The sequence below is a fragment of the Microcoleus sp. B3-A4 genome (assembly GCF_036705385.1).
In the GTDB taxonomy this organism is placed as follows: Bacteria; Cyanobacteriota; Cyanobacteriia; order Cyanobacteriales; family Microcoleaceae; genus Microcoleus.
This window is the reverse complement of sequence record NZ_JAUBUI010000022.1, coordinates 41,851-63,079: the sequence shown is the minus strand read 5'-3', so window position 1 is coordinate 63,079 and position 21,229 is coordinate 41,851. Positions and strand designations below refer to the sequence as shown.

Annotated in this window: 18 protein-coding genes; 7 read left to right on the top strand and 11 right to left on the bottom strand. The window is 46.7% G+C overall.

Going from position 1 to position 21,229, the window contains the following annotated elements; genetic code table 11:
* Positions 1–103: 103 nt before the first annotated feature.
* The 6 genes from QUB33_RS11885 to QUB33_RS11860 form a co-directional block, all read right to left on the bottom strand.
* Complete coding sequence (locus QUB33_RS11885) at positions 104–3,412, bottom strand: PAS domain S-box protein (RefSeq protein WP_333350583.1); 3,309 nt, start codon at positions 3,410–3,412, stop codon at positions 104–106.
* Positions 3,413–3,790: 378 nt separating this feature from the next.
* The gene (locus tag QUB33_RS11880; RefSeq protein WP_333350581.1) at positions 3,791–6,910 is read right to left on the bottom strand and encodes an SMC family ATPase; all 3,120 of its coding nucleotides are present in this window, start codon (positions 6,908–6,910) and stop codon (positions 3,791–3,793) included.
* Positions 6,911–6,974: 64 nt separating this feature from the next.
* Positions 6,975–7,316: a type II toxin-antitoxin system PemK/MazF family toxin gene (locus tag QUB33_RS11875; RefSeq protein ID WP_333350578.1), complete on the bottom strand. Its 342-nt coding sequence runs from the start codon at positions 7,314–7,316 to the stop codon at positions 6,975–6,977.
* On the bottom strand, positions 7,309–7,671 hold the full coding sequence (locus tag QUB33_RS11870; protein ID WP_333350576.1) for a hypothetical protein: 363 nt from the start codon (positions 7,669–7,671) through the stop codon (positions 7,309–7,311). Before QUB33_RS11870 ends, QUB33_RS11875 begins: the two co-directional genes overlap by 8 nt.
* Positions 7,672–7,919: 248 nt before the next feature.
* Positions 7,920–9,029 (bottom strand): hypothetical protein, encoded by a 1,110-nt coding sequence (locus QUB33_RS11865; protein WP_333350574.1) that lies wholly within the window; start codon positions 9,027–9,029, stop codon positions 7,920–7,922.
* A gap of 213 nt (positions 9,030–9,242) precedes the next feature.
* Positions 9,243–9,527: a hypothetical protein gene (locus QUB33_RS11860; RefSeq protein WP_333350573.1), complete on the bottom strand. Its 285-nt coding sequence runs from the start codon at positions 9,525–9,527 to the stop codon at positions 9,243–9,245.
* A gap of 160 nt (positions 9,528–9,687) precedes the next feature.
* Between QUB33_RS11860 and QUB33_RS11855 the strand changes: the two genes are divergently transcribed.
* A complete protein-coding gene (locus tag QUB33_RS11855) occupies positions 9,688–10,227 on the top strand; it encodes a cyclic nucleotide-binding domain-containing protein (protein WP_190657511.1) in 540 nt (179 codons plus the stop codon).
* Positions 10,228–10,306: 79 nt separating this feature from the next.
* Here the strand turns inward: QUB33_RS11855 and QUB33_RS11850 are convergent, their stop codons facing one another.
* The 3 genes from QUB33_RS11850 to QUB33_RS11840 form a co-directional block, all read right to left on the bottom strand.
* A complete protein-coding gene (locus QUB33_RS11850; RefSeq protein ID WP_006631038.1) occupies positions 10,307–10,720 on the bottom strand; it encodes a hypothetical protein in 414 nt (137 codons plus the stop codon).
* 104 nt (positions 10,721–10,824) lie between these two features.
* Positions 10,825–11,685, bottom strand: a complete 861-nt coding sequence (locus QUB33_RS11845) for an FAD-binding domain-containing protein (RefSeq protein ID WP_333350570.1) — start codon at positions 11,683–11,685, stop codon at positions 10,825–10,827.
* 83 nt (positions 11,686–11,768) lie between these two features.
* Positions 11,769–11,951, bottom strand: coding sequence for a hypothetical protein (locus tag QUB33_RS11840; protein ID WP_333350568.1), 183 nt, complete (start codon positions 11,949–11,951; stop codon positions 11,769–11,771).
* Between the two features lie 11 nt (positions 11,952–11,962).
* On the opposite strand from QUB33_RS11840, the gene ribD reads away from it, so the two are divergent.
* A complete protein-coding gene (gene ribD, locus QUB33_RS11835; protein ID WP_333350566.1) occupies positions 11,963–13,138 on the top strand; it encodes a bifunctional diaminohydroxyphosphoribosylaminopyrimidine deaminase/5-amino-6-(5-phosphoribosylamino)uracil reductase RibD in 1,176 nt (391 codons plus the stop codon).
* A gap of 45 nt (positions 13,139–13,183) precedes the next feature.
* On the top strand, positions 13,184–13,780 hold the full coding sequence (locus tag QUB33_RS11830) for a hypothetical protein (protein ID WP_333286581.1): 597 nt from the start codon (positions 13,184–13,186) through the stop codon (positions 13,778–13,780).
* A 286-nt stretch (positions 13,781–14,066) separates the two neighbouring features.
* Here the strand turns inward: QUB33_RS11830 and QUB33_RS11825 are convergent, their stop codons facing one another.
* Complete coding sequence (locus QUB33_RS11825; RefSeq protein WP_333350563.1) at positions 14,067–14,978, bottom strand: PPC domain-containing protein; 912 nt, start codon at positions 14,976–14,978, stop codon at positions 14,067–14,069.
* Positions 14,979–15,071: 93 nt separating this feature from the next.
* Between QUB33_RS11825 and QUB33_RS11820 the strand changes: the two genes are divergently transcribed.
* The 4 genes from QUB33_RS11820 to QUB33_RS11805 all read left to right on the top strand — a co-directional run bounded on the left by QUB33_RS11820 (position 15,072) and on the right by QUB33_RS11805 (position 20,150).
* Positions 15,072–16,775, top strand: coding sequence for an NAD(P)/FAD-dependent oxidoreductase (locus QUB33_RS11820; protein WP_333350561.1), 1,704 nt, complete (start codon positions 15,072–15,074; stop codon positions 16,773–16,775).
* Between the two features lie 214 nt (positions 16,776–16,989).
* On the top strand, positions 16,990–17,472 hold the full coding sequence (locus tag QUB33_RS11815; RefSeq protein WP_333350559.1) for an FxLYD domain-containing protein: 483 nt from the start codon (positions 16,990–16,992) through the stop codon (positions 17,470–17,472).
* A 314-nt stretch (positions 17,473–17,786) separates the two neighbouring features.
* Complete coding sequence (locus QUB33_RS11810; protein ID WP_333350556.1) at positions 17,787–19,511, top strand: ABC transporter ATP-binding protein; 1,725 nt, start codon at positions 17,787–17,789, stop codon at positions 19,509–19,511.
* A gap of 282 nt (positions 19,512–19,793) precedes the next feature.
* Positions 19,794–20,150, top strand: a complete 357-nt coding sequence (locus tag QUB33_RS11805) for a hypothetical protein (RefSeq protein WP_006631047.1) — start codon at positions 19,794–19,796, stop codon at positions 20,148–20,150.
* 52 nt (positions 20,151–20,202) lie between these two features.
* On the opposite strand, the gene QUB33_RS11800 is transcribed toward QUB33_RS11805, so the two are convergent.
* Positions 20,203–21,171 carry a YegS/Rv2252/BmrU family lipid kinase gene (locus tag QUB33_RS11800; RefSeq protein WP_333350554.1) on the bottom strand — a complete coding sequence of 323 codons (969 nt, stop codon included), beginning with the start codon at positions 21,169–21,171 and terminating at the stop codon, positions 20,203–20,205.
* Between the last annotated feature and the right edge of the window lie 58 nt (positions 21,172–21,229).

The following is a 21,229-nucleotide window of genomic DNA, read 5'->3' as shown; positions in this document are numbered from 1 at the left end:
GGCCTCTGAGTGCGGTTAATTCAAAACCCTGATAACTCAAGCACCGACGGCAATTGGGAATTAAAAGTTAGATATTTAAACTTTTAGATTAATGGACGATCGCTCAGCAGGGGATTTCAATCCAGAATTCCGCTCCCTGTCCGGGCGCTGAGATGCACCGCAGGCTTCCCTTATGTTTTTCTACCACAATCTGATGGCTGATGGATAATCCTAAGCCGGTTCCAGCCCCTACGGGCTTGGTAGTGAAGAACGGGTCAAATAGCCGCTTGCGAACGTCTTCGCTCATTCCCGGGCCACTGTCGGCGATGCAAATTACAATGCGATCGCCATCACTGACCTGGTTTTTACTGTGGCTTTTCAGGTCAGCTTTTTTCATGATGGTACGAATCACGATCGTCCGAGGTTGCGGTTGGTTTTCTAAAGCGTCGATCGCATTGCTGATAATATTTAGAAATACCTGGTTTAACTGACCCGCACTACAGTAAATTTTGGATATTTTTCCGTATTCTTTAATAACTTCAATCCTGCTTTTTATACTTGCCTGATGCAATCTGTGCTGCAAGATTAACAGTGTACTGTCAATTCCTTCATGAACGTTTACCAACTTCATTTCTGATTCATCCAGTCGCGAAAAGTTCCGCAGCGACAACACAATCTTACTGATTCTTTCTACTCCTAATCTCATGGAATTTAGCATTTTTGGCAAGTCTTCCTTCAGAAAATCTAACTCTAAGTCCTTAACTTTCTTAGCAATTTTAGGCACTGGGGACGGATAGCATTCCTGGTAGAGACTTAACAGTTCAATTAAATCGTTAAAATAGTTGTCAGTGTGAGCAATATTGCCGTTAATAAAAGTTGCGGGATTGTTTATTTCGTGGGCAATCCCAGCCACCATCTGACCGAGACTCGACATTTTTTCGGATTGAACTAATTGGATTTGAGCGTTTTGTAGTTGTTCGTAGGCTTCTTGCAATTGGGTGGCTTGTTTTCTTAATTGAGATTCGGAAGCTTGGAGTGCGGCGGCGGAAATTTTGCGGTTCGTTATATTTTCAATCATCCCTAAGTTGTAAATAGGTTTTCCTTCGCCGTCTCGAATCAAAGTAGCGGTCACGTTTACCCAAACAATTTTACCTGTACCGGCAAGCTGGCGGATTTCAAGTTGATAGCTATTAATTTCTCCCCGCTCAAGAGAATGAGCAACTTGGAGGTTTTTTGGATAATCTTCGGGGTGTGCAAGTTCTATAAATGTTTTGCTCAGCAATTCTTCGGCGGTATATCCCAGCATTTCGCAGTAATTTTTATTGACTCGCACTAACTTGTTATCGTCTAAATTGGCTAAGTAGATAGCGATGGGTGCATCTTCAAAAATTGTGCGAAATAGTTCCTCGCTGGCCCGGACTTTAGCTGCTAGGGAAAGCCTATCTGTGATGTCTTCAAACGTAGACAAAATGCCGACAACATTGCCGGAATTGTCGTGCAAAGGTATTTTATTTGTATCCAGACAGCACTGGGTGCCGTCGGCTTGCATTTTGGATTCTGTGATGTGATATTCTGGGGTGTTTGTTGCCATGATGCGACGGTCGCACGCTCGAAAAATTTCTGTTTCTTCGGGCTTCCAAGGCATATCGAAGTCGGTGAGACCAGCGATTTCACTGGGGTGATTGAAACCTGCGACTTTGGCAAAGTTTTTGTTGCCTCCCAAGTAAACTAAATCTCGATCTTTCCAGGCAATTAACTGAGGGATGTTGTTGATTACCGACCACAGCATATTTTGGGATGTTTGCAAGGCTTCCGTGCGTTCTAGAACGCGCTTTTCAAGTTCTAGATTGGCTTGTTGCAGGGCCATTTTTGATTCGCTGAGGGCGATTTCTGCTAGCTTGCGATCGCTGATGTCGATTGTCACTCCCTCCCACAGTATGTCGCCGCCCGGTTGCAGTTCGGGGCGGGCAATGCCGCGAATCCATTTTACTTTTCCAGATCCGGTTACGATCCGCCCTTCATATATCCAAGGTTTTAAAGTTTCGCCGGAAATTGCCACTGATTCTAACATGGATTTTAGGTCTTCTGGATGCACCATTGACCACATTAAACCGGAGTTTTCTTGAATTTTTTCTGGTTCTAATTCGTAGAGTTCCCAACACCCTGAACTGGCATAAATGAATTCATCGGAACCGTCGGGATGCAGCAAGTATTGATAAATCATTCCCGGCACGTTGGCGGCCATTTTTTGGAATCTGGCTTCGCTTTGCCGCAATGCTAATTCTGCAAGTTTGCGATCGCTAATGTCAATCAACAAGCCGTCCCAAATAATGTCATCTTTTTCGCCCGGTTCGGGTCGCGAAGCCCCGCTAATCCACTTAATCCGATCGCCCGGGAAAACAAATCTGCCTTCCCACCGCCAAGGCTTTAAAGTTTTAGCTGAGATAGCAACAGATTCATGGAAGCTGGGCGCATCCTCTGGATGAATCATTTCGATCGCAGGAATAGCTGAATTTTGGAGTACCTCTGGTTCTAATTCCCAGAGTTCGCGGCTGCCGGAACTGACGTAGGGGAATGACAAAGTACCGTCTGCTGCTAACTGAAATTGATAAATCATCCCGGGAACGTTGGCAGCTAGTTTTTGAAACCTAGCTTCGCTTTGCCGTAATGCTGTTTCTGCTTCTACGCGATCGGTAATATCGTAAAATGCCGATAAAATTGCGGCTTCGCCGTTAAAATTAATCGAGCGCATCGACATTTTCACCCAAAACAAACTGCCGTTTGCTTTCCTAAGGCAGATTTGTTCGCTGTCGCTAAAACCGTTTTGTTTGACTAATTCTATCAATTGACGGCGGTCATTGATATTGGCATAAAGTTCAATTTTTTTGAGTCCGATAAGCTGTTCGTGACTCACACCTAAACTTTCCCCGAGGGCAGGATTGGCATACAAAATAACGCTGTCTTCCAGCCGCGTAATTGACATGGGGACGGGAGTCACAGTGGCGATCGCCCGCAATCTTTCTTCGCTTTCTTGTAGGGCTGTTTCGGCTGCTACTCTTTTGCTAATATCGTTCTGAACTCCGATAAAATGAGTTAATTTTCCCTCGTTGTCTAGGATCGGGGAAACGATTAATTCGTTCCAAAAAGGAGTTTGGTCTTTGCGATAATTTTTGAGAACTACCTGAATTTCCGTTCCCGATCGCAAGCTGCTGCGGAGTTTATCTAATTCGGCCCGATCTGTATCGGGGCCCTGCAAAAATCGGCAGTTGCGTCCAATAACTTCTTCGGCACTGTAACCGGTCAGTTTCTCAAAAGCAGGATTGCAGTAGATAATAGGTATGTCAGGCCTGCGAGCATCCGCGATGAGGATGCTGTTGCTCGAAGCTGCCATCGCCCGCTCTAGGAGAGACAGGTGGAAAGAGTCTGTTGTCATCTGTGGCAATATCCAAATTCCCAGGGAGGGGACAGAACAATAAAAATTTATAAATAGCTTGAGCCATTCTTATTCTATAATTTTATTTTCAATTTAGCTTTCTTAACAAAGTCAGCAGCCCAAAAAAGCCGACGGGGGAGACGACTAATACCATTTTAGATTTTAGATTTTAGATCGGCAATGACTGATTCCATTATGGTTTGGGCCACGGGCAGACAATTGCCTTCTTTTGGGGAATTTAGTATAACCAAAGACATTCCGCACTTATCCAGAAAACAGAAGGTGAAAATAGCGAATGCCCAAAGAAAACAGAAGGTGAAAATACTGATATTTTCAACTTTTTTTCTCCTCCTCCTTCCATCCGGCTCGTCAACCCTTTTAAATTGACAAGCTGATGGAAGAACCCTGAGCAGTTTTGCTTACTTCGATCCTGGCTTGAAAAGCTTCTTTCAGGTGGGGCATATGGGTAACGGTGAGGATGCAGGCGAAATCGGAGGCGATCGCATTAATTGCAGCAATCAGCCGATCGCACCCTTCAGCATCCTGAGTTCCGAATCCCTCATCAATAATCAACATTTGCAAAGCCGTACCCGCCCGCTGAGACAGCAGTCTCGCCAGGGCCAGCCGAATCGCAAAATTAATCCGAAAAGCTTCACCGCCCGAGTAAGTTTCGTAGGCGCGAGTACCGCGAGCATCAGCAATTAAAATGTCTAAAGTGTCAATCAATTTAGTTGCTTTTTTAGAAGCAGCAGCCCGCTGAGTAATAAATTGAACGTGCAATTGATTCGCGCTCAATCTCGACAATATCTGATTTGTTTCAGCTTCGAGTTGAGGCAAAACATTTTCAATCATTAAAGCTTGAATGCCGTTTTTCCCAAAGGCTTGACCCAACTCTTGATAAACTCGCTGCTGGCGTTTTGCAACTTGCATTTGCTCTTTTTGAGCTACTAGCTGAACTTGCAGAGTTTCCAGATTTTGCTGCTGCTGCTGGAGGCGTCCGAGACTTCCCAAATGTTGGTCTAGCTGCTGGCGGCGGCGACTCATTTGCTGTTCGATCGCGCTGATGCGGGCTGCGGGATCGGGATGTTCTTGCAATTGCTGGTTCATCGCGGCAGTTTGAGCGCTGACAGCTTGCAAATCTCGATCGCGCACGGCGATGGAATTTGCTATTTCATTAACCCGCTGCTGCACTTGCGGGTACTGCACAGTTGCCGATCGCAGTTTTTCGGCGCGGGCGATCCAAAACTGCGATCGGCGCATTTCGCTGCGGACGTGTTCGTGCTGCTCCAAATTATAACCAACTTCTGCAATGTATCTATCTAAAGACAGAATTTGCTGCTGTATTTCCGAGCTATTTTTTTGCTGTTCTAACTGTTGCTGTACCGTGGCTAATTGAGTTTGCAAATCCGGGCGGCGGGCATTAATTTTATTCAGTTTCTGCTGAGCGTCTTTGATTTGAGCTTGCTTAATTTCCGCCCACCGCAAGCGCTTTTCATCGCTGCGGGCGAGCGAGTGGCTGCGATCGCTGTAATTGAGCTGTTGCAGTTGCTGTTCGATTTGCTGGAGTTCGCTCAAATCATCGGCTGCATACTCGCCGGTGCGTAGCAACCGCTCTATTTCGGCCGCGTCTTGACGCATACTTTGCAGCCGGTTTTCATCTTGGCCCAGGCTATCTAGTTGTGCTTGTAAATGACTGCGGCGTTCCCGCAATTCTTGGTAGGGCGCTAATTCCTCTTCTAGTTCGCGGTATTCATGTCTGAGAACTTGAATTTCGCGCTCGGAGACGGCCAACTGTTCGCGGACAACCCACAGTTGGTTCCAGATTTCCTGCTGTTGGGTGTGGTGTTTTGTGACTACCAAATTCCAGTAGTGTTCGTCTAAAGGTCGATCGCACAAAGGACAATTGCCAAAATTTGTATCTCGCACCATTAAAGGCGAATTCGATGGCTCATTTTCCGCAAAATTCGAGGCTTTACCTTCGCCTGCAGTTTTTTCTCCTTCATGTTTCCGCAGCAGTTGCAGTTTTTGGTCGATCTCGGCGAGTCTGGTTTGATAGTCGCGGCTTTTGGCTTGCAGGTTTCCTAGAAAGTCGTGCCTTTCTTGACCTTTTTCGCGCACTCGCTGCTGATAAACTCGCTTGTTTTCCAACTGCAAAATTTGATTGGCGATGGCCGAGATTTCCTGCTGTAATTGCGGCTGTCGCTGCTGCTGCTGAACTTGCACCTGTCGGTTGATTTCATCTAAGCGGGCGGTTAAACCGGCGCGGGCGCGATCGAGCTTTTGTTGCTTTTGCTGCTGCTGCTGTAGCAGCGGCGAAACTTGCAGTTGCAGTTGCTCTAGTTCGTTGAGGCGCGATCGAACTGCTTGCAACTGTGCCAGTCCTTTATCAACCTCCGGCTGCTGTTTGAGAATTTCCAGAACATCTTTTTCATCTTGTTCTAAAACCTCTAATTGAGCTTGCAACTGCTGAATTTTGCTTTGCAAAAAGCTCAGTTCTTGCCGTTGCTGTTCTTGCAATTGCTGACGCTGATTTTGGGCTTGTTGGTTTGCCTTAAATTTGCCAGCAAGAGTCTCTTCTGTGGCTTGCAAGCTCTGGAAATAAGCGATGCCTGCTGTTATTTCCTTTTCTTGCCCTAGGAGGGCTTGTAGCTCATTTTGCTGCTGTTTGGCTGCGCTGAGTTCTTGCTGCAAGCGGCGGCATTCTTGAGTGATATTGTAGTGCTGTTGCTGGTGGCCGGCGAGGAGTTTTTGCCAAGTTTGGCGGTTGTGGTGCTGGAGTTGCAGTTGCTGTAACTCGGTTGTGTCGGCTTGCTGCTGCTGCTGAAGCAAATCGGTTGCTTGCTGCAATTGAGTTTGTTCCGAGGCGATGGTCTCTTTTTGTTGCAGTTGCTCTTGTACAGTTAGCAAACTCTGTTTGAGCACTTCGACTTGAGCTTTAAATTGTTTGGAGGTATCTTTGGCTTGTTCGGATAAAGTATCGTAGGAGTCGAGTTTGAGCAGGTTGGCTAAAACTTGCTTGCGTTCGATCGGCTTTTTAAGCATAAATTCATCAGCTCGCCCCTGCCGCAAATACGCCGAGTTGATGAAAGTATCGTAATCTAGTTTGATATGTTCGAGGATTTTTTGCTGAGTTGTTCTCAGGCCCTTGTCTGTGAGCGTGCGAAAATTAAGTTTTTCCTCGGTTACGGCCGAATTCAAGCTGACTTGAAACTCCACACTTCCCGATTGTCCGCGCCGGCGGTTGCGAATCACCCGGTAGATTTGGCCGCCGGTGGAGAAAGTGAAATCAACGCGCACATCAGTTTCGCCGATGTGGATGATATTGTCTTCCGTATCGCTGCGGCAACAGCCCCAAAGTGCCCAGCATATGGCTTCTAAGAGGGAGGATTTGCCAGCACCGTTAGGCCCGCAAATGCAAGCGGTGTGCAAGCCGCGAAAGTCTAAAGCAGCTTCGCGATAGCTGAGAAAATTTTTGAGTGTAAGTTGTATAGGAATCATTTAGGCCATCGCGCCATACAATCTATCTATAAATAACACTATTTGTACGCTGTTGCCTAGTTATTCAATCTAGATCCAGAACAATTGTCAGTGCTTCTGCAATTTCTTCCATAATTGTCTCGGACAGGGTTCCGAGTTGTCGGACAAATCTTTGTTGGGAAACGGAACGGACTTGAAAAGCGTCGGCTGCGGAGACTTTAGTCAAGCCTTTTTCGCCACTCGGTTCTAGTCGAACCATCCAATTTCTCTCTGTGTATCGCTCTTTCCAGTCAGTGATGGGAACAATAACTTCAAGCAGCAAAATTCCCACCGTTTCATCGCTGACAATTACTACCGGACGGGTTTTGCCGATTTCGGCGCCCACAGTAGGTTCAAGGGCAACCAGCCAGATTTCACCTCTACGCATTAGTTTTTATCCCTGCATTAAGGTATTCTTCCTCGGATTCAAAATAGGGTTCGCTGTCAGCCGACCACAAATCATGTAAAGCACCTCCCGGCATATAATCTTTGACTGCTGCTTCTGCTGCGGCTCTGAGTTTCTGTTTTCGCTCAGCTTTGCGCTGGGCTTTTTCTTCTATTTCTTCGCGCATCATCCGCGAAGCTGTTTCAATGATTTCTAGGCGTTCTTCTGCTGTCAGATTTTTGAGTGCTGCTAAGATTTCTGTTTTAGTCACGGTTTTTTCGGGTGGTGGGTGAGAAAGTGCGATCGATCCCATATCTTGCACCATTTTCAAGAACAGGCTTTCGGGCCTGTTCCACAAAGAGTGAATTTGATTGTGGGATGGGCATCCTGCCCGTCCATAAAAAGCTTATTGAATATGACGCAACATCTCAGATCGATCCAACCATCATTATATCTTTCACAAAAATCAATCTCGGCGCTCTCTGCTTGTGGCGTACCCTACATCGATCGCACAGGCAGATTTTCCATCATCAAAAAGGGTTGACTGTATTCCTACAGCCAACCCCGCGCCTATTTATTTGTCCTGCGTTTGCTCAAACAGCAACACTACCGGGCAATATTCGGGAACGTATAGCCGACACCGACTAACAATCCCACGTCAGCTCCGTCAACAAAACCAATATTCAATCCCGCTGTTGCTGTTAAATTTCTCGTCAGCGGCACATCTACACCCCCCGAAATCAGGAAGCCAAAATTACCGTCATCCCCGGTAGTAACTATCACGCCAGCACCTGCATAGGGAGCAGCACTAATCACAAAATCCTCGCTGACTTCGACGGTCTCTTGAGATACAAAATCGAAGGTAACGGGAACTAAAAGAGTTAAGTTGTCGCGGAGCAAAACAGTCGGTCTCACCGACAAATTGTTCGTCAAACCGATTTTGCTAATAATCGCAAATGAACCGTCGCCTAAGGCTGAATCTCCGCCAAAACCTACATTGCCGCCAATGCCAACATAGCTGGGTCCAGAACGGGTTGCTCGGCCTGGTCGGATTTGAGTTCCTTGAGCCACTTTTCCAGTTGGTTCTGAGGCAGTTGCGGGTTTTTCAGCAACTTTCGGTTGGTTTGTCAAAGCTGAGGCGGAAGTGCTGACAGGATTGCTCAACAATTCTTGTGCTGTTTTGACTTCTTGTTCTTCCTTCGTTGCTGTTACTTCAAGATTATTGTTCTCGGCAACAATTGAGGTAGGTCGATCGCTCTTTTTGGCAGTCTCGACTTTTGACTGCACTTTGACACCATTATCAGCAATTTTAGCGGTTTCTTCCGAATTTTCAGTCTCAGCAGCAATAGAGGTATTTTGCGCTGTTTCTGTCTCAGCAATTTCAGATGTTGCTGCTTCCGATTTTTCGGGTGCAGCAATAGATACTTGCAAGTTTGCTGCCGGTTCAGAGGCGACTGGCTCTGCTGCTTCTGTTAGTTCGCTCCAACTGATAGAATCAATTTTTTTATTACTAGCCGTTGTTTCTGCGTCGGGCTTAACTGCTGAAGTTGCTGTCGGCTCAGAAATTTGGTCAATATTTTGAGCGGCTATTGTTGCAGTTGTAGCGACCTCGGGCAAGTTGCCAGTTTCAGCTTTCGCTGACATGGTACTGCAACAAACAGCTAAAGCTGCAAGATTTATTAACGCAAAAGTAGACTTGGAAAATAGACTATTCATAGAAACTCCTCAATGAAGGGTGTGTTAAAAGTGTAAGTGTTTGAGGGCGACCGTCGAGAGCTTTGCTAAGAAAAGACACAAATATGAGTTGTGTTGTTCCTAGATTGCCATTTTACCGTTGAATAGTCAACTCTCAAGCTGATTAGATTCAAGAACGGACGGTGGGTTTAGAGGCTAATTTTAATTTACAGATCGATCGGCAAAAAATCAATCCTAGGGATGATTGCACCCTTGCTCCTGTTTAATTGAGAGGTCGATCGCGCGTCTGGCTGGCATTCTACAATACTGTACTTGGGGGCGCTGCACTAGCAGCCACGCTGGAAAAATCCGGTTTTTGAGGGCGCACCAGCTCGAAATCAAGAGACAACAAGCTTTCAAAACAGTTTTGGCAGCCCCGCCGTCTAAAGCAAGTGCAGTTAAAACAACGCGATCGGCTGCTGCACAGTCCGTGACAATTAATGTAGAATAATACCACCGATCCGAGAAATATTTGTGCATCGATCGTGTCAAAATTACTGAATTTTATGAAAATTGTGTAAAATTTAGTGTTCTATTTGTAAAGTTTAGCCTTCGCTTTCGCTCAGGGTCTGACCATCTAACAACAGCACGCAACTAGACAAGTAAAAAAATACAAATTATCTCATCTCAACCTGACTTTATGAGCAAAGTTCTAGTCATTTTAGGCGAATTGAGCGATCGCGACATCGATTGGATGCTCGCCAACGGCACCCGCACCCAAATCCTCCCCGGCACCACCCTCATTACCGAAGGTAAGCCCTTAGACGCCCTGTACATAGTTCTGGAGGGAACTTTGAGCGTTGCTGTATCATCTTTGGGCGACAAAGAAATTGGAAAAATTATTGCCGGGGAAGTTTTGGGCGAAATGTCTTTTGTAGACGGGAGGCTTCCTTCTGCTACTGTCACGGCAATTGAAGAGTGCCTCATCCTGTCAATTCCCCGGCGGCTGCTAACTGAAAAACTAGAGCAAGACGTGCTTTTTTCCCTGCGGTTTTATCGGGCGATTACCAAATTTCTGTCGTCGAGACTGCGGGGTACAGTCCAGCGCTTCGGCGATGATAGTGATGGTTTAATATATCAAGAGCCCGACGACGAGGGGGCTATCCCGGAAAATGTCGAAAATCCCGATTTGGCTGAATCGAGATTTCAATGGCTATTGGAGCGTTTGAAGGGGAGTTGAAGGAAGAGGGAAGAGGGAAGAAGATAAAAGAACACCTCTTTTCAATTTCTAATTTCCAATTTCCAATTCCCAATTAAAATTAGAAAACATATTTTTCAGCGACGCGCCAATAGCGGGAAAAACGCTTCAAATCAATGTAACCATCGTAGCGGACAAAGGGTTCGGGTGGCAAAACTTCTACAGGGTGCGATCGCTTAATTTCCCGGCAAATATCCTGAAACCGAGGGCTGGGACTTTCCGCAGTCACCACTTGATTCGCGCCGGATTCTTTAGCAAAAGCGATAACTTCCGCAGCCACATCGCCCCGCCGAATAACTACCGGCAACTCCAGCAAACATTCGTAAATAAACACCATTCGTTTGAGACTCAACTGCCATTCATCAATGAGCGCGTCATCCCAAACCCAGATTGCCGGTGCCTCTGGGTGCGCTTTAAAAGCCGGGCCTTCAGGACTCAAACAGTCGCCGTGCAGCCAAATAATCGGATTGTTCATAAATTGGGAATGGGGAATTGGGCATCGGGAATTGGGCATCGGGAATTGAGAATGGGTGTTAAATCCGTTAAATCCGAAGAAAGCGAATCGGTTGCCGAACTTCCTTAATTTTTCCGGCGCTTTTGAAAGTCTTGCCAACTTTTAGAACCGCCGCTACGATCTACCTTTTCTCCATGAGGAAACAACTTTCCTTCCAAATATTCGTAAGTTCCCTCAAAATCGCATTGCCCGTACATAGGACAATCGCGACAATAAACCGCCTTAGTGTAACGCTCCAAATTTTCCCGATTAAAAAAATAAGGTTTGTGACTAAAAGTGCTTGCTACCCACTGCCAAGAAAGATTGTTGCTCGCCGGATCTCCATCTAGCAAATGTTGCAAAAACCAGCGAGCTCCGGCTTGCCAACGCACGCGGCGCCAGTGTACGAGATAAGCGGCAGTCCACATCCGCTGGTGATTGTGCAAATAACCAGTTTCTCGCAACTCGCGGCTGAAACTGTCGATGCAAACCAAACCAGTCGATCCCTCGATGACATCCTCCGGGAGAGTTTCGCTGTAATCTTTAGCAGTGTAGCCAGTTTTGTAGGGTTCCCGGTCTTGCCAAATCCCGTTGCCCAATTCCGCGTACAGTCGCTGCCAATAATCCCGCCAACCCAACTCGTTGACGAGTTTTACGGCCTCTTCTCGATGCCGCACCTTCTCCAGCACAGCATCCCGGACTTCCGCCAGACTCAAAACTCCGTAGCGCACATAGGGCGACAAGCGCGTTATCGCACCGTTGAGGAAATTGCGGGTTGAGGCGTACTTGCCGGGATCGACTTGTTGCAGGGCTGTCTCGGCTGCTTTCCGCCCGCCTGGGGTTGGGGGTACGCTGCTGTCCCGGGCGGCGGCTTCGGGGAACTGTTCACGCACGTAGGCAATTAATTCGTCGCGGTTGGCAAATTCCCGCTTCATGTCCTGACTCATTGTTTTTTCAAGCGCCTGCTATTCTTTCCTCATGTTAAAGCTATTTTTTGGGACGTGCGGGGTCGATCGCCCTAAATTGCTTTTCACTCCTGGTAACTCACATCTTGCACCCTTGTCAGCAACAGGCATCTTGCCTGTTCATAAAAGGCTAATTGAGAATGGTGCAATATCTCAGTGGTAACGTACAGTTTGCCCCAGCCGCAATCGATCGTCGGATCGCAGCCAAAATTAACATCAAAGTCAGTACACTCAGGGATAGATATCATACCAAAATCTTATGGAAACTTTTCCGGCGGACGCTCAAGCGATCGCCAGCTTACCTAACGGACAGCAGCAAGGGACAAAACAACTGGACAACAGCGAAATTCAAGAGTTCGATCGAGTAATGATGCGCCGCTGCATAGAATTGGCTCGCCGCGCTCTCGGCAAAACCGCACCCAACCCCCTTGTCGGTTCAGTAATTGTCCGAGACGGCAAGATTGTCGGCGAAGGGTTTCATCCCGGTGCCGGTCAACCTCACGCCGAAGTTTTTGCGCTCCGGGAAGCGGGGGAACTCGCCGAAGGAGCGACCGTCTACGTGAACCTGGAACCCTGCAACCACTACGGCCGGACTCCCCCCTGTTCCGAAGCTCTAGTTAAGGCCAAGGTGGCAAAAGTAGTGGCTGGCATGGTCGATCCGAATCCTTTGGTAGCTGGAACTGGGCTGGCCCGGTTGCGAGAGGCTGGCATTGAAGTGGTGGCGGGAGTGGAAGGGGAAGCTTGCCAGAAACTCAACGAGGCTTTTGTGCACCGGATTTTGTACCGCCGGCCTTTTGGAATTTTGAAATATGCAATGACTTTGGACGGTAAAATTGCTACCAGTAGCGGCCACAGCGCTTGGGTGACAGGCGAGGAGGCTCGGAGCGAGGTACACCGGTTGCGCGTCGGCTGCGATGCTGTGATTGTTGGGGGAAATACGGTGCGTCTGGACAACCCTCTACTGACAAGTCACCAGCCTGATAGGAATAATCCCCTGCGGGTGGTGATGAGCCGCACTTTGGATTTGCCGAAGTCGGCTTGGTTGTGGGAAACCTCTGTGGCGGCTACTTTGGTGCTGACTGAACCTGGGGTTAACCCGGAATTTCAGGAATTTTTGATCGCCAAAGGGGTGGAAGTTGTCGAGCTCTCGCCGCTGACACCGACTAATGCTATGGCTTATTTGTACGATCGATCTTTTCTTTCTGTACTCTGGGAGTGTGGTGGCACTTTGGCGGCCGAGGCAATTGCTGAGGGTGCAGTTCAAAAAATTATGGCTTTTATTGCTCCTAAAATTGTCGGCGGCCAAGGAGCTCCAACTCCTGTAGGAGATTTGGGGTTTTCGGCAATGACTGATGCTTTGACTTTAGAGCGGGTTTCTTGGCGCGCAGTGGGTGCAGATTGTGTGGTGGAAGGCTATTTGAAAATTAAAGATTGAAAGTTAAAAGTGAGTCTTTCTAGTTTTTGATTTTTAACTCCTTTTATGGTTGAAATTCTGATTTGGAGTTTGATGGTTGGCAGTCTCGGCTTAGAGGCGGCGCTCGCGGGTGTATTGGTGAGCCGCGAGCAAGCGGCTGCGTGGCAAAAATACAACGAGGAGGAGGAAGTTTTGACTCGATACGAATCTCAAGAGGATAATTTTAATGCGCCTGAAAATGCGCCCTCCAATGGCAATCCCAAACCCGCTCCTAATGCTGTTGATTTGACGGTTTGGGAGTACAAGATTGTGCGGGCTAGCAACGATTTGTTTCGCAATCCTGCGATTTTTCACAAGCTGTGCCGGGAAGAGGCGGAGGTTGGCTGGATTTTGCTCGAAAAGCTCGACGACAGGCGAGTGCGCTTCAAACGTCCGATCGCGCTGCGGGACGCCCCGAGGCCTAATTTACCCACCTTTGACCCTTACCGCACTCATTACGGCCCGATCTCGAATGCGATGAGTTGGGCTGCGGCGATCGTGTTTCTGAGTGCGATCGTGCTTCCGGCTGTTTTGGGCTATGCTTTGGTGTCTACTACTCTCACCAGAAGTCGCTCTAATTGGCCTCCGGCACCTGTTCAATCTTTGCCCTCTCCCAGGGGGTAAGAAACTAATAAGTGAAAGATCTGCCCAATGGAATGTGGAAGATGGAAGAGAGAATTGTTTGTTTTAATATCAATTACGGTCAAAAATTTATAATTAGGTTTGTAGTAAGGACTTAAGTCTTCTCTTCTCTTAAGAGGGTAACAACAAACAATTATATTATAAGTCATTAACCGGACAGTATCTAACTGACAAACCCGCAGAATTATTTAATTATAAAATTTTATTTAATTCTGCATTCTGTCTTCCACCTTCTGATTGGGACTGCCTTAGAGTGTAAACCCTCATGTCATAGAAGCGGCGTGGGAGAAGGAGCGGAAAGCAATCTCAAGTCATAATTTGTATCGCCTTGAAATTGAGAAACGCGGACGAAATAAGTGCCCGCAGGTAAAAGCCCATTGCTGACAATTGTTTCTGAAGCCGTGCTTAAATTGTTAGACGAAGCAATAATATCGTCTAATCCAACTGCGCCGTTGCCGTTGAGATCTTGAATTAATTCAACATCAACATCTGCACTCAAACCGTCAACAGTTACACTGAAAAGGCTGGGAGTATTGAGGATGAAACTGTAAATGTCGGCTGGTTCAGTAGCTCCTACAAAATCGCTCGCCGTTTGAATTTCTGTCAGAATGCCTAGGCTTTTTGCTGCGTTCAAATTGTCTGCGGGATCGGAGAGAGTGCTCAACAGTCCTTCTTGTTGACCGAATTGAATGTAGTGGTCGATCGCACTTTTAACTGCGCCGCTGTTGACTGCTGCTGCTACCAGCGGATATTTTTCTAGATAAAAGCTGGGATCGAAGAAAACGCTGGGTTTGCGGTTTTCTAATTGACCGACTTTGAAGTAGTGTTCAAATGGGGTAAATTGATTGGTTTGGACTGCTGTCTGAACGTCGGGGTTGCTTGCTAAATAGAAACCAACATCGAAGAAAGGGTTGGGGTTGCGTCGTTCAAATTGACCGAATCTGATAAAGTGATCGGCGACTGAAAAACCGTTGAGTTTCGCTGATGCCGCTACATCTGTATTGGTGTCTAAATAATAGCTGGCGTCGAACAGGGCATTGGGGTCGCGATTTTCAAATTTGCCAATTTTTCGGTAGTGATCGAAAGGACTCGATACCGTGCCTCTGGCAACTGCTACCGCGACATCTGGGTTGTTTTCGAGATAAAATTTGCTGTCGAACAGTGTTCTGAGGGTTAGCATTATTAAAAAAATCTCTCTGGACTTTAGTCTGGAAAGTGCACGATCGAGAATCCAGTTTACATCAAAGTTTTGTTTTGTGAGGATGTCTTAATTATGGCTAAATCTGGACTGATGGCAATGCTCCGCCGCGCTGCGAGTATTGCTCAGAAATCAAGGGAAACGGGCATTCCGGCTGATGAACTGCTGGGGATGCTGAGCGCTGGCATTCCCAATTCTGCCATATCTCGGCGCCGCTTGCTGCACGGGGGCTTAGCTGCTGCGGGGGCTGTCGCTGCTGCGACTTTTACCAGGGAGGGAGGGGGAGCTTTTGCTCAACAGGGCGGACGATCGCCGATTTTGGTTGTGGGTGCGGGGATTGCGGGTTTGACGGCGGCTTATCGCTTGCGGCAAGCGGGTGTGCGCGCCGATATAATCGAGGCAACTAACCGCGTGGGGGGGCGGATTCGCACTATTCCCAAGGTGGCTGGAACGCTAATTCCGGCGGAGTTGGGGGGAGAATTTATTGACACCGGTCATACTAATTTAATCTCGCTGGCGACGGAATTGGGTTTGCGGGCGATCGACTTAGCCCAAGTGCAGAGTGGATTGGTGAAGGATACTTTTTTCTTTCAAGGCCGCCGCTTTTCTCTTGAGCAAATAATCGCGGAATTTGCGCCGCTAGCGAGTAAAATTAGTGCTGATTTGGAGACGGTTGGCGATGAAATTAGCTATCTTGATTTTACGGAAGCAGCGGAAAGATTGGACAATCTTTCGATCGCTGAATATGTAGACCAAGCTGAGACTAGCACGCTTGTCCGGCAGTTACTCCGCATTGCTTACACAACTGAATACGGTCGAGATCCTGAAGAACAGTCGGCGTTAAATCTGCTGTTTTTAATCGGTTCTGAGGCGGGCAGTTTTGAATTGTACGGCAACAGCGATGAGCGTTATCAAATTGACGGCGGTAATAGTCAAATTATCAACCGTTTGGCGGGTCAATTGTCAGGTTCGATCGAGGCGGGGACGGTTTTGGAAGCGATTACTCTTTTGCCGGATGGCCGCTATCGGGTAAATTTGCGATCGGGACAAAGCGCGTTCGAGCGCACTTACGAGCGAGTTTTGTTAACTTTGCCGTTCAGCACTCTGCGAGACGTTAGAATTAACGTACCTTTGCCCCAACCAAAGCGCAGGGCGATCGAGCAGTTGGGTTACGGTACTAATTCTAAGTTAATTACCGGCTACCGCAGCCGAATTTGGCGGGAACTTTATCGATCGACTGCTTCTGTTTATAGCGATTTAGAATTCCAGAATACCTGGGAAGCTACGCCTTTTGCTCCTACTCCTAACGGTTTGATCACTAATTATACAGGAGGAAAGCAGGGTTTGTCGATCGGTGCAGGCACTCCAGAAGACCAAGCACAAAGATTTTTGAACCAATTTGAAAGAGTTTTTCCCGGAGTGAGAAATTTGCGATCGGGCAAAGCTGTGCGAGCTTATTGGCCGGGAGAACGCTTTTTCAAAGGTTCTTATTCCTGCTATTTAGTCGGACAGTGGACGCAAATGTACGGCGTTGAAGGCGAACGAGTTGGCAATTTATATTTTGCCGGGGAACACACTTCGCTGGAAAATCAAGGTTACATGGAAGGCGGTTGCGAAACTGGACAAAGGGCGGCTGTTGAAATTTTGCAAGACTTGGGTTTGATACCTTCTGCTGATGCTTTGAATGCTCGAACTGCGAGTAATTTGAACAATCGCCGTCCCAGCCGGAAGGTTCCCGGAGCGCAGAATCTTAGGAATAGGAAGCCGAGTATTAGATAATTTCGTAAGGTGCGTATCTAATTCTTGTGTGGTGGCTTTGAGCAGCGCGCATCTACTTCTTGTGGTGTGGCTGTGAGCAACGCACATCTAATTCTTTTGGGGTGGGCTTCTAGCCCGCCCGAAAAATTAAATTAGTTATAACATCCACCATACATAGAGATATGCAAATGTAAAATTTATGTTAATTAAATTGTACAATTTATTGCCAAAAAACATGATTATTTTACCTTTAACACTAGCTTTATCTAGTTTGCTAATATCGCCGCTCTCGGCTCGCCCTCTGCTTACAGACTTTACAAATACAATGGCTCAAGCTTTACCAGTTGATGAGCCGTTTTGCTACATGAAAACCCCCGACGGCAAAACAGTAGACTTGGGCAAGTTATGCGAGAAACAGCCATCTTTAGGAACTTCCCAAACTTGCATTCCCGGTTCCAACATTGCTGCGAAAGTATCAATTGCGGCGGCTAATTATGACGGCAACTTTTTCAGCGGTCAAGTCCTTAATCAAGGCTGCAAAATAATCAAGAATGTCAAAGTCAATTATGAAGTTTTGGACGAGTCAGGCAATTTAATTGACAACGGATTTATCTACGCTGAACCAGTTACTCTTGCACCCGGACAGTCAGCCGCCTTTCGGGGCGAAGTTGTCGCGGGGTCTAAAGTACAGGCTACTCATGCCGACGGTCAAGAATGATTTTAGATTTTAGATTTTAGATTTTAGATTTTAGATTGAAGAATTGGACAATGAACCCCACAGATGAATCCGTGACCTTTCTATCCCGGATGCTTTGCGTGAAGAATGATTGTTGAGATTTGCCCGATCGCTGTTATCATATTCTGGCTCAGATATCTCTATGACTTACGCAGAGATCCCCCTAAATCCCCCTTCAAAAGGGGGACTTGGAATAATAATCTTTTTCCCCCCTTATTAAGGGGGGTTAGGGGGGATCGAAGTTTGAATATTCTTGCAGAGATCCCCAAGAACAGAATTTGCGAGGGCAAAATATCTTGAAAACTCGATCGACATACTGGCAAATCTTACCCTACCTCCGTCCCCAAAAACAAACCATCGGTAAAGCATTAGCTTGTACCGTAGTATTTACCGTATTTTGGCCAATTATAGCGTGGCTAGTTGGCGAGACAGCCAAATTTATAGGCAATGGAGATTTAAAAGGCTTCGCTCAAATTGCTGCACTCAGCGCCATTATATTTCTAATTCGGGGTACAGCCCAGTACGGTCAAGATACGCTGATGGCAAAAGCTGCTTTGACTATTGCTTTAGAAATCCGCAAAAAAGTCTACTCCCACCTGCAAAAACTCAATATCGGCTACTTTGAAACCGCCAAAACCGGAGATTTATCCTACCGCCTCACCGAAGATATTGACCGCATTGGCGAAGTCGTAAATAAATTTTTTCATCAGTTTATTCCTTGTGTTTTGCAGCTAATTGCCGTCCTGGGATATATGATTTATCTCAACTGGCAATTAACTCTAGGTGCATTAATTATTGCACCGCTGATGGCTATCTTAATTGGTTGGTTTGGGGAGAAACTGCTAAGTTACTCGCGCCAAAGTCAAAATCGCATCTCTGATTTATCCGCTTTGCTGACAGAAGTATTCAGCGGCATTCGCTTAATCAAAGCATTTGTGGCTGAAGACTACGAAATTGCCCGCTTTGCAGAAGAAGCAGAACAAAACCGCCGCGCTAAGTATCTGTCAGAACGAATAAAAGCACTTCAGTTCGTTGTAGTGGGCTTTCTGGAAGCGATGAGCGTGATTTTGCTCTTTTTCCTGGGAGGTTGGCAAATTTCTCAAGGAAATCTCACAGGTACTCAATTTATCAGTTATATCGCAGGGGTGGCACTTTTAATTGACCCGATCGCTATTACAACTGCTAATTACGGGGATTTTAAGCAGGGAGAAGCTTCTAGCGATCGCATTTTTGAATTATTAGCAATTGAACCCACAGTCGTTGAAAAACCGGGTGCCATTGAACTTCCCCACGTTACCGGAAAAGTCGAATACCGCAATATTAATTTTGCCTATAACTCAGAGACACCGATTTTACGAAATATGAGTTTGTTAGTGCTGCCCGGAGAAATGATTGCTCTCGTGGGTGCATCCGGTGCGGGTAAAACTACTTTAGTAAATTTGCTACCCAGATTTTACGATCCGCAAGCGGGACAGATTTTAATTGACGGGATTGATATTCAAGATGTCACCTTAAATACTCTGCGGCGGCAAATTGGAATTGTACCGCAAGAAACGATTTTATTTTCGGGTACGATTGCTCAAAATATCGCTTTCGGTCAATCTTATTATGAACTCAAAGATGTTCAAAAAGCTGCGGAGATTGCTAACGCCCATCAATTTATTAGTGAGTTTCCCGACGGCTATCAAACTTGGGTAGGAGAAAGGGGTGTAAATTTATCTGGGGGACAGAAACAAAGAATTGCGATCGCCCGTGCAGTTTTGCTTGATCCCAGAATATTGATTTTGGATGAAGCGACATCGGCGCTGGATTCGGAGTCCGAAAGTTTAGTGCAAGAAGCGCTGGAAAGATTGATGCGCGATCGCACTGTGTTTATTATCGCTCACCGCTTGGCTACTGTGCGGAGAGCCGATCGCATTTTAGTTTTGGAAAAAGGCAGAATTGTGGAATCTGGGACGCACGAGGAGTTGCTGGAAAAGGGATCTCGCTACGCAGGATACTACGCTCAACAGTTTAGCTGATAAGCTGCGTTATTTCCTCGTTTCAAGGCTCTGCCTTTCTACGTTGGCAGTGAAAACGTCCGTCCTCAAAGTTTGGGTAATTAGGACGGACGTTCTTCATAAAAAAACTTTATTCAGATGTTTATATCCAACTAAAAACTTACCACATTTACTAAAAAATAGCCACCTTTCATACCCCTAAAAACTCTTCAAAATAGGTGTAAAACCCGCTTGGCCATTACTTGTCACAGCCTGAAATTGCGAGTTAAAATATAGATAACTAACCAATAAATCGTGCTAACTATGAAAATACAATCTTCTGTCTTAGTCCACCTGGGATTTGGAAAATATGTACGCTCCGATCGAGTAACAGCAGTAATACCAATTGAAGAAGAACGGGGGCCTGGCCGGCGCACTTTCGTGCACGTAGACGGCGAAGCAGACCCGATCGTTGCCTCGCGCGCTGAAGATACAATTGTTCGCGATTTGGTGCAGGAACCGCGCGAAATAACTCAAGCTCGCCAGCAACAAGAAATCCTGCAAGATTTGCTGGCAGATTTGAGCAATGTTAACGTCACCGTGCGCCGCATCAGCCGCGATGAAGGCGGACTCGATCTCGAACGTTTGGAGCGCCGCATTCGTCAAATTTTAGACGCCTAAAAATGAAAGACCGCCCGGGCGGTCTTTCTTATTGTTTGTGTCGCTAAAAATTTTAAGTTGAGGGTTTCAATGTAATTTCGATATCCGCTAAACCGGTGAGTTTTTCCACCACGGGTTCTTCTTCAACTCGCGGTACAAAAATAGTTAAACCTCCCGGAACGCACTCAATAGAAACCGGAGTCATGCCGATGATTTCGCCGTCTACAACCACTTTTTGAGGCGGATCGGCACTAATTGTTACTTTTTTTGCCCGCAAATAACCGATGTCGTCGCGATCGGTAGGATTGCCGCTCAAAGCTGTTTGCAATAGGTGATAAGAAGCTGCGATTGCCCCAGCTTTATTCTGAGGCGCCACCAGCGTTATGTCCAGCAAGCCGTCATCAAAAATAATCCCTGCCGGGCCTTGAGCTAAAATGGAAGTAGGGGGCGCTGCATTTGCCACTGTCACCGCCACAGCAGTAAGGCTGATAATTCTATCTTCGGTTTCGATTTCCGCTTCAAATCTTTCTAAATTGTTTAACTGTTTAATTCCTGAAAGAATGTAAGCCAGCATTCCCCAACGATTCTTCATTTCGCGATCGGCAAGTTCGACAGTTTCTGCCTCAAAGCCCACTCCAGCTAACAAAACCATCGGCATTTCACCGTTGCAAATCGCCGCATCCACCACCCGCGTCAACCCTCCAAAAATAGTTGCACAGGCGGTTTCAATTGTATTCGGAATGTCTAAAGCATTAGCAAAAGCATTAGCCGTTCCCCGACAAATAATTCCTAAAGGAATATTTGTGCCCACAATCGCCCCAGCGACTGCGGATAATGTGCCGTCGCCCCCGCAAGCAATAATTGCCTCAACTCCTCTAGCAACTGCTTCGCGGGCGATTTGATCTGCGTCTAATTCTGGGGTTGTCAGCCGAATGTCTAAGTCAATAAAAGGCTCTAAAAGTTCCTGAATTTTAGCTAAGTCTTGGTCGGGGTCGCTGTGGCCGGCGACGGGATTGAAAATTAGGCAAGCTGAACGTTCCATATTTGGTAATTGGTAATGGCTAATGGGTAATTGGTAAGGACTCATTGATAATATTATG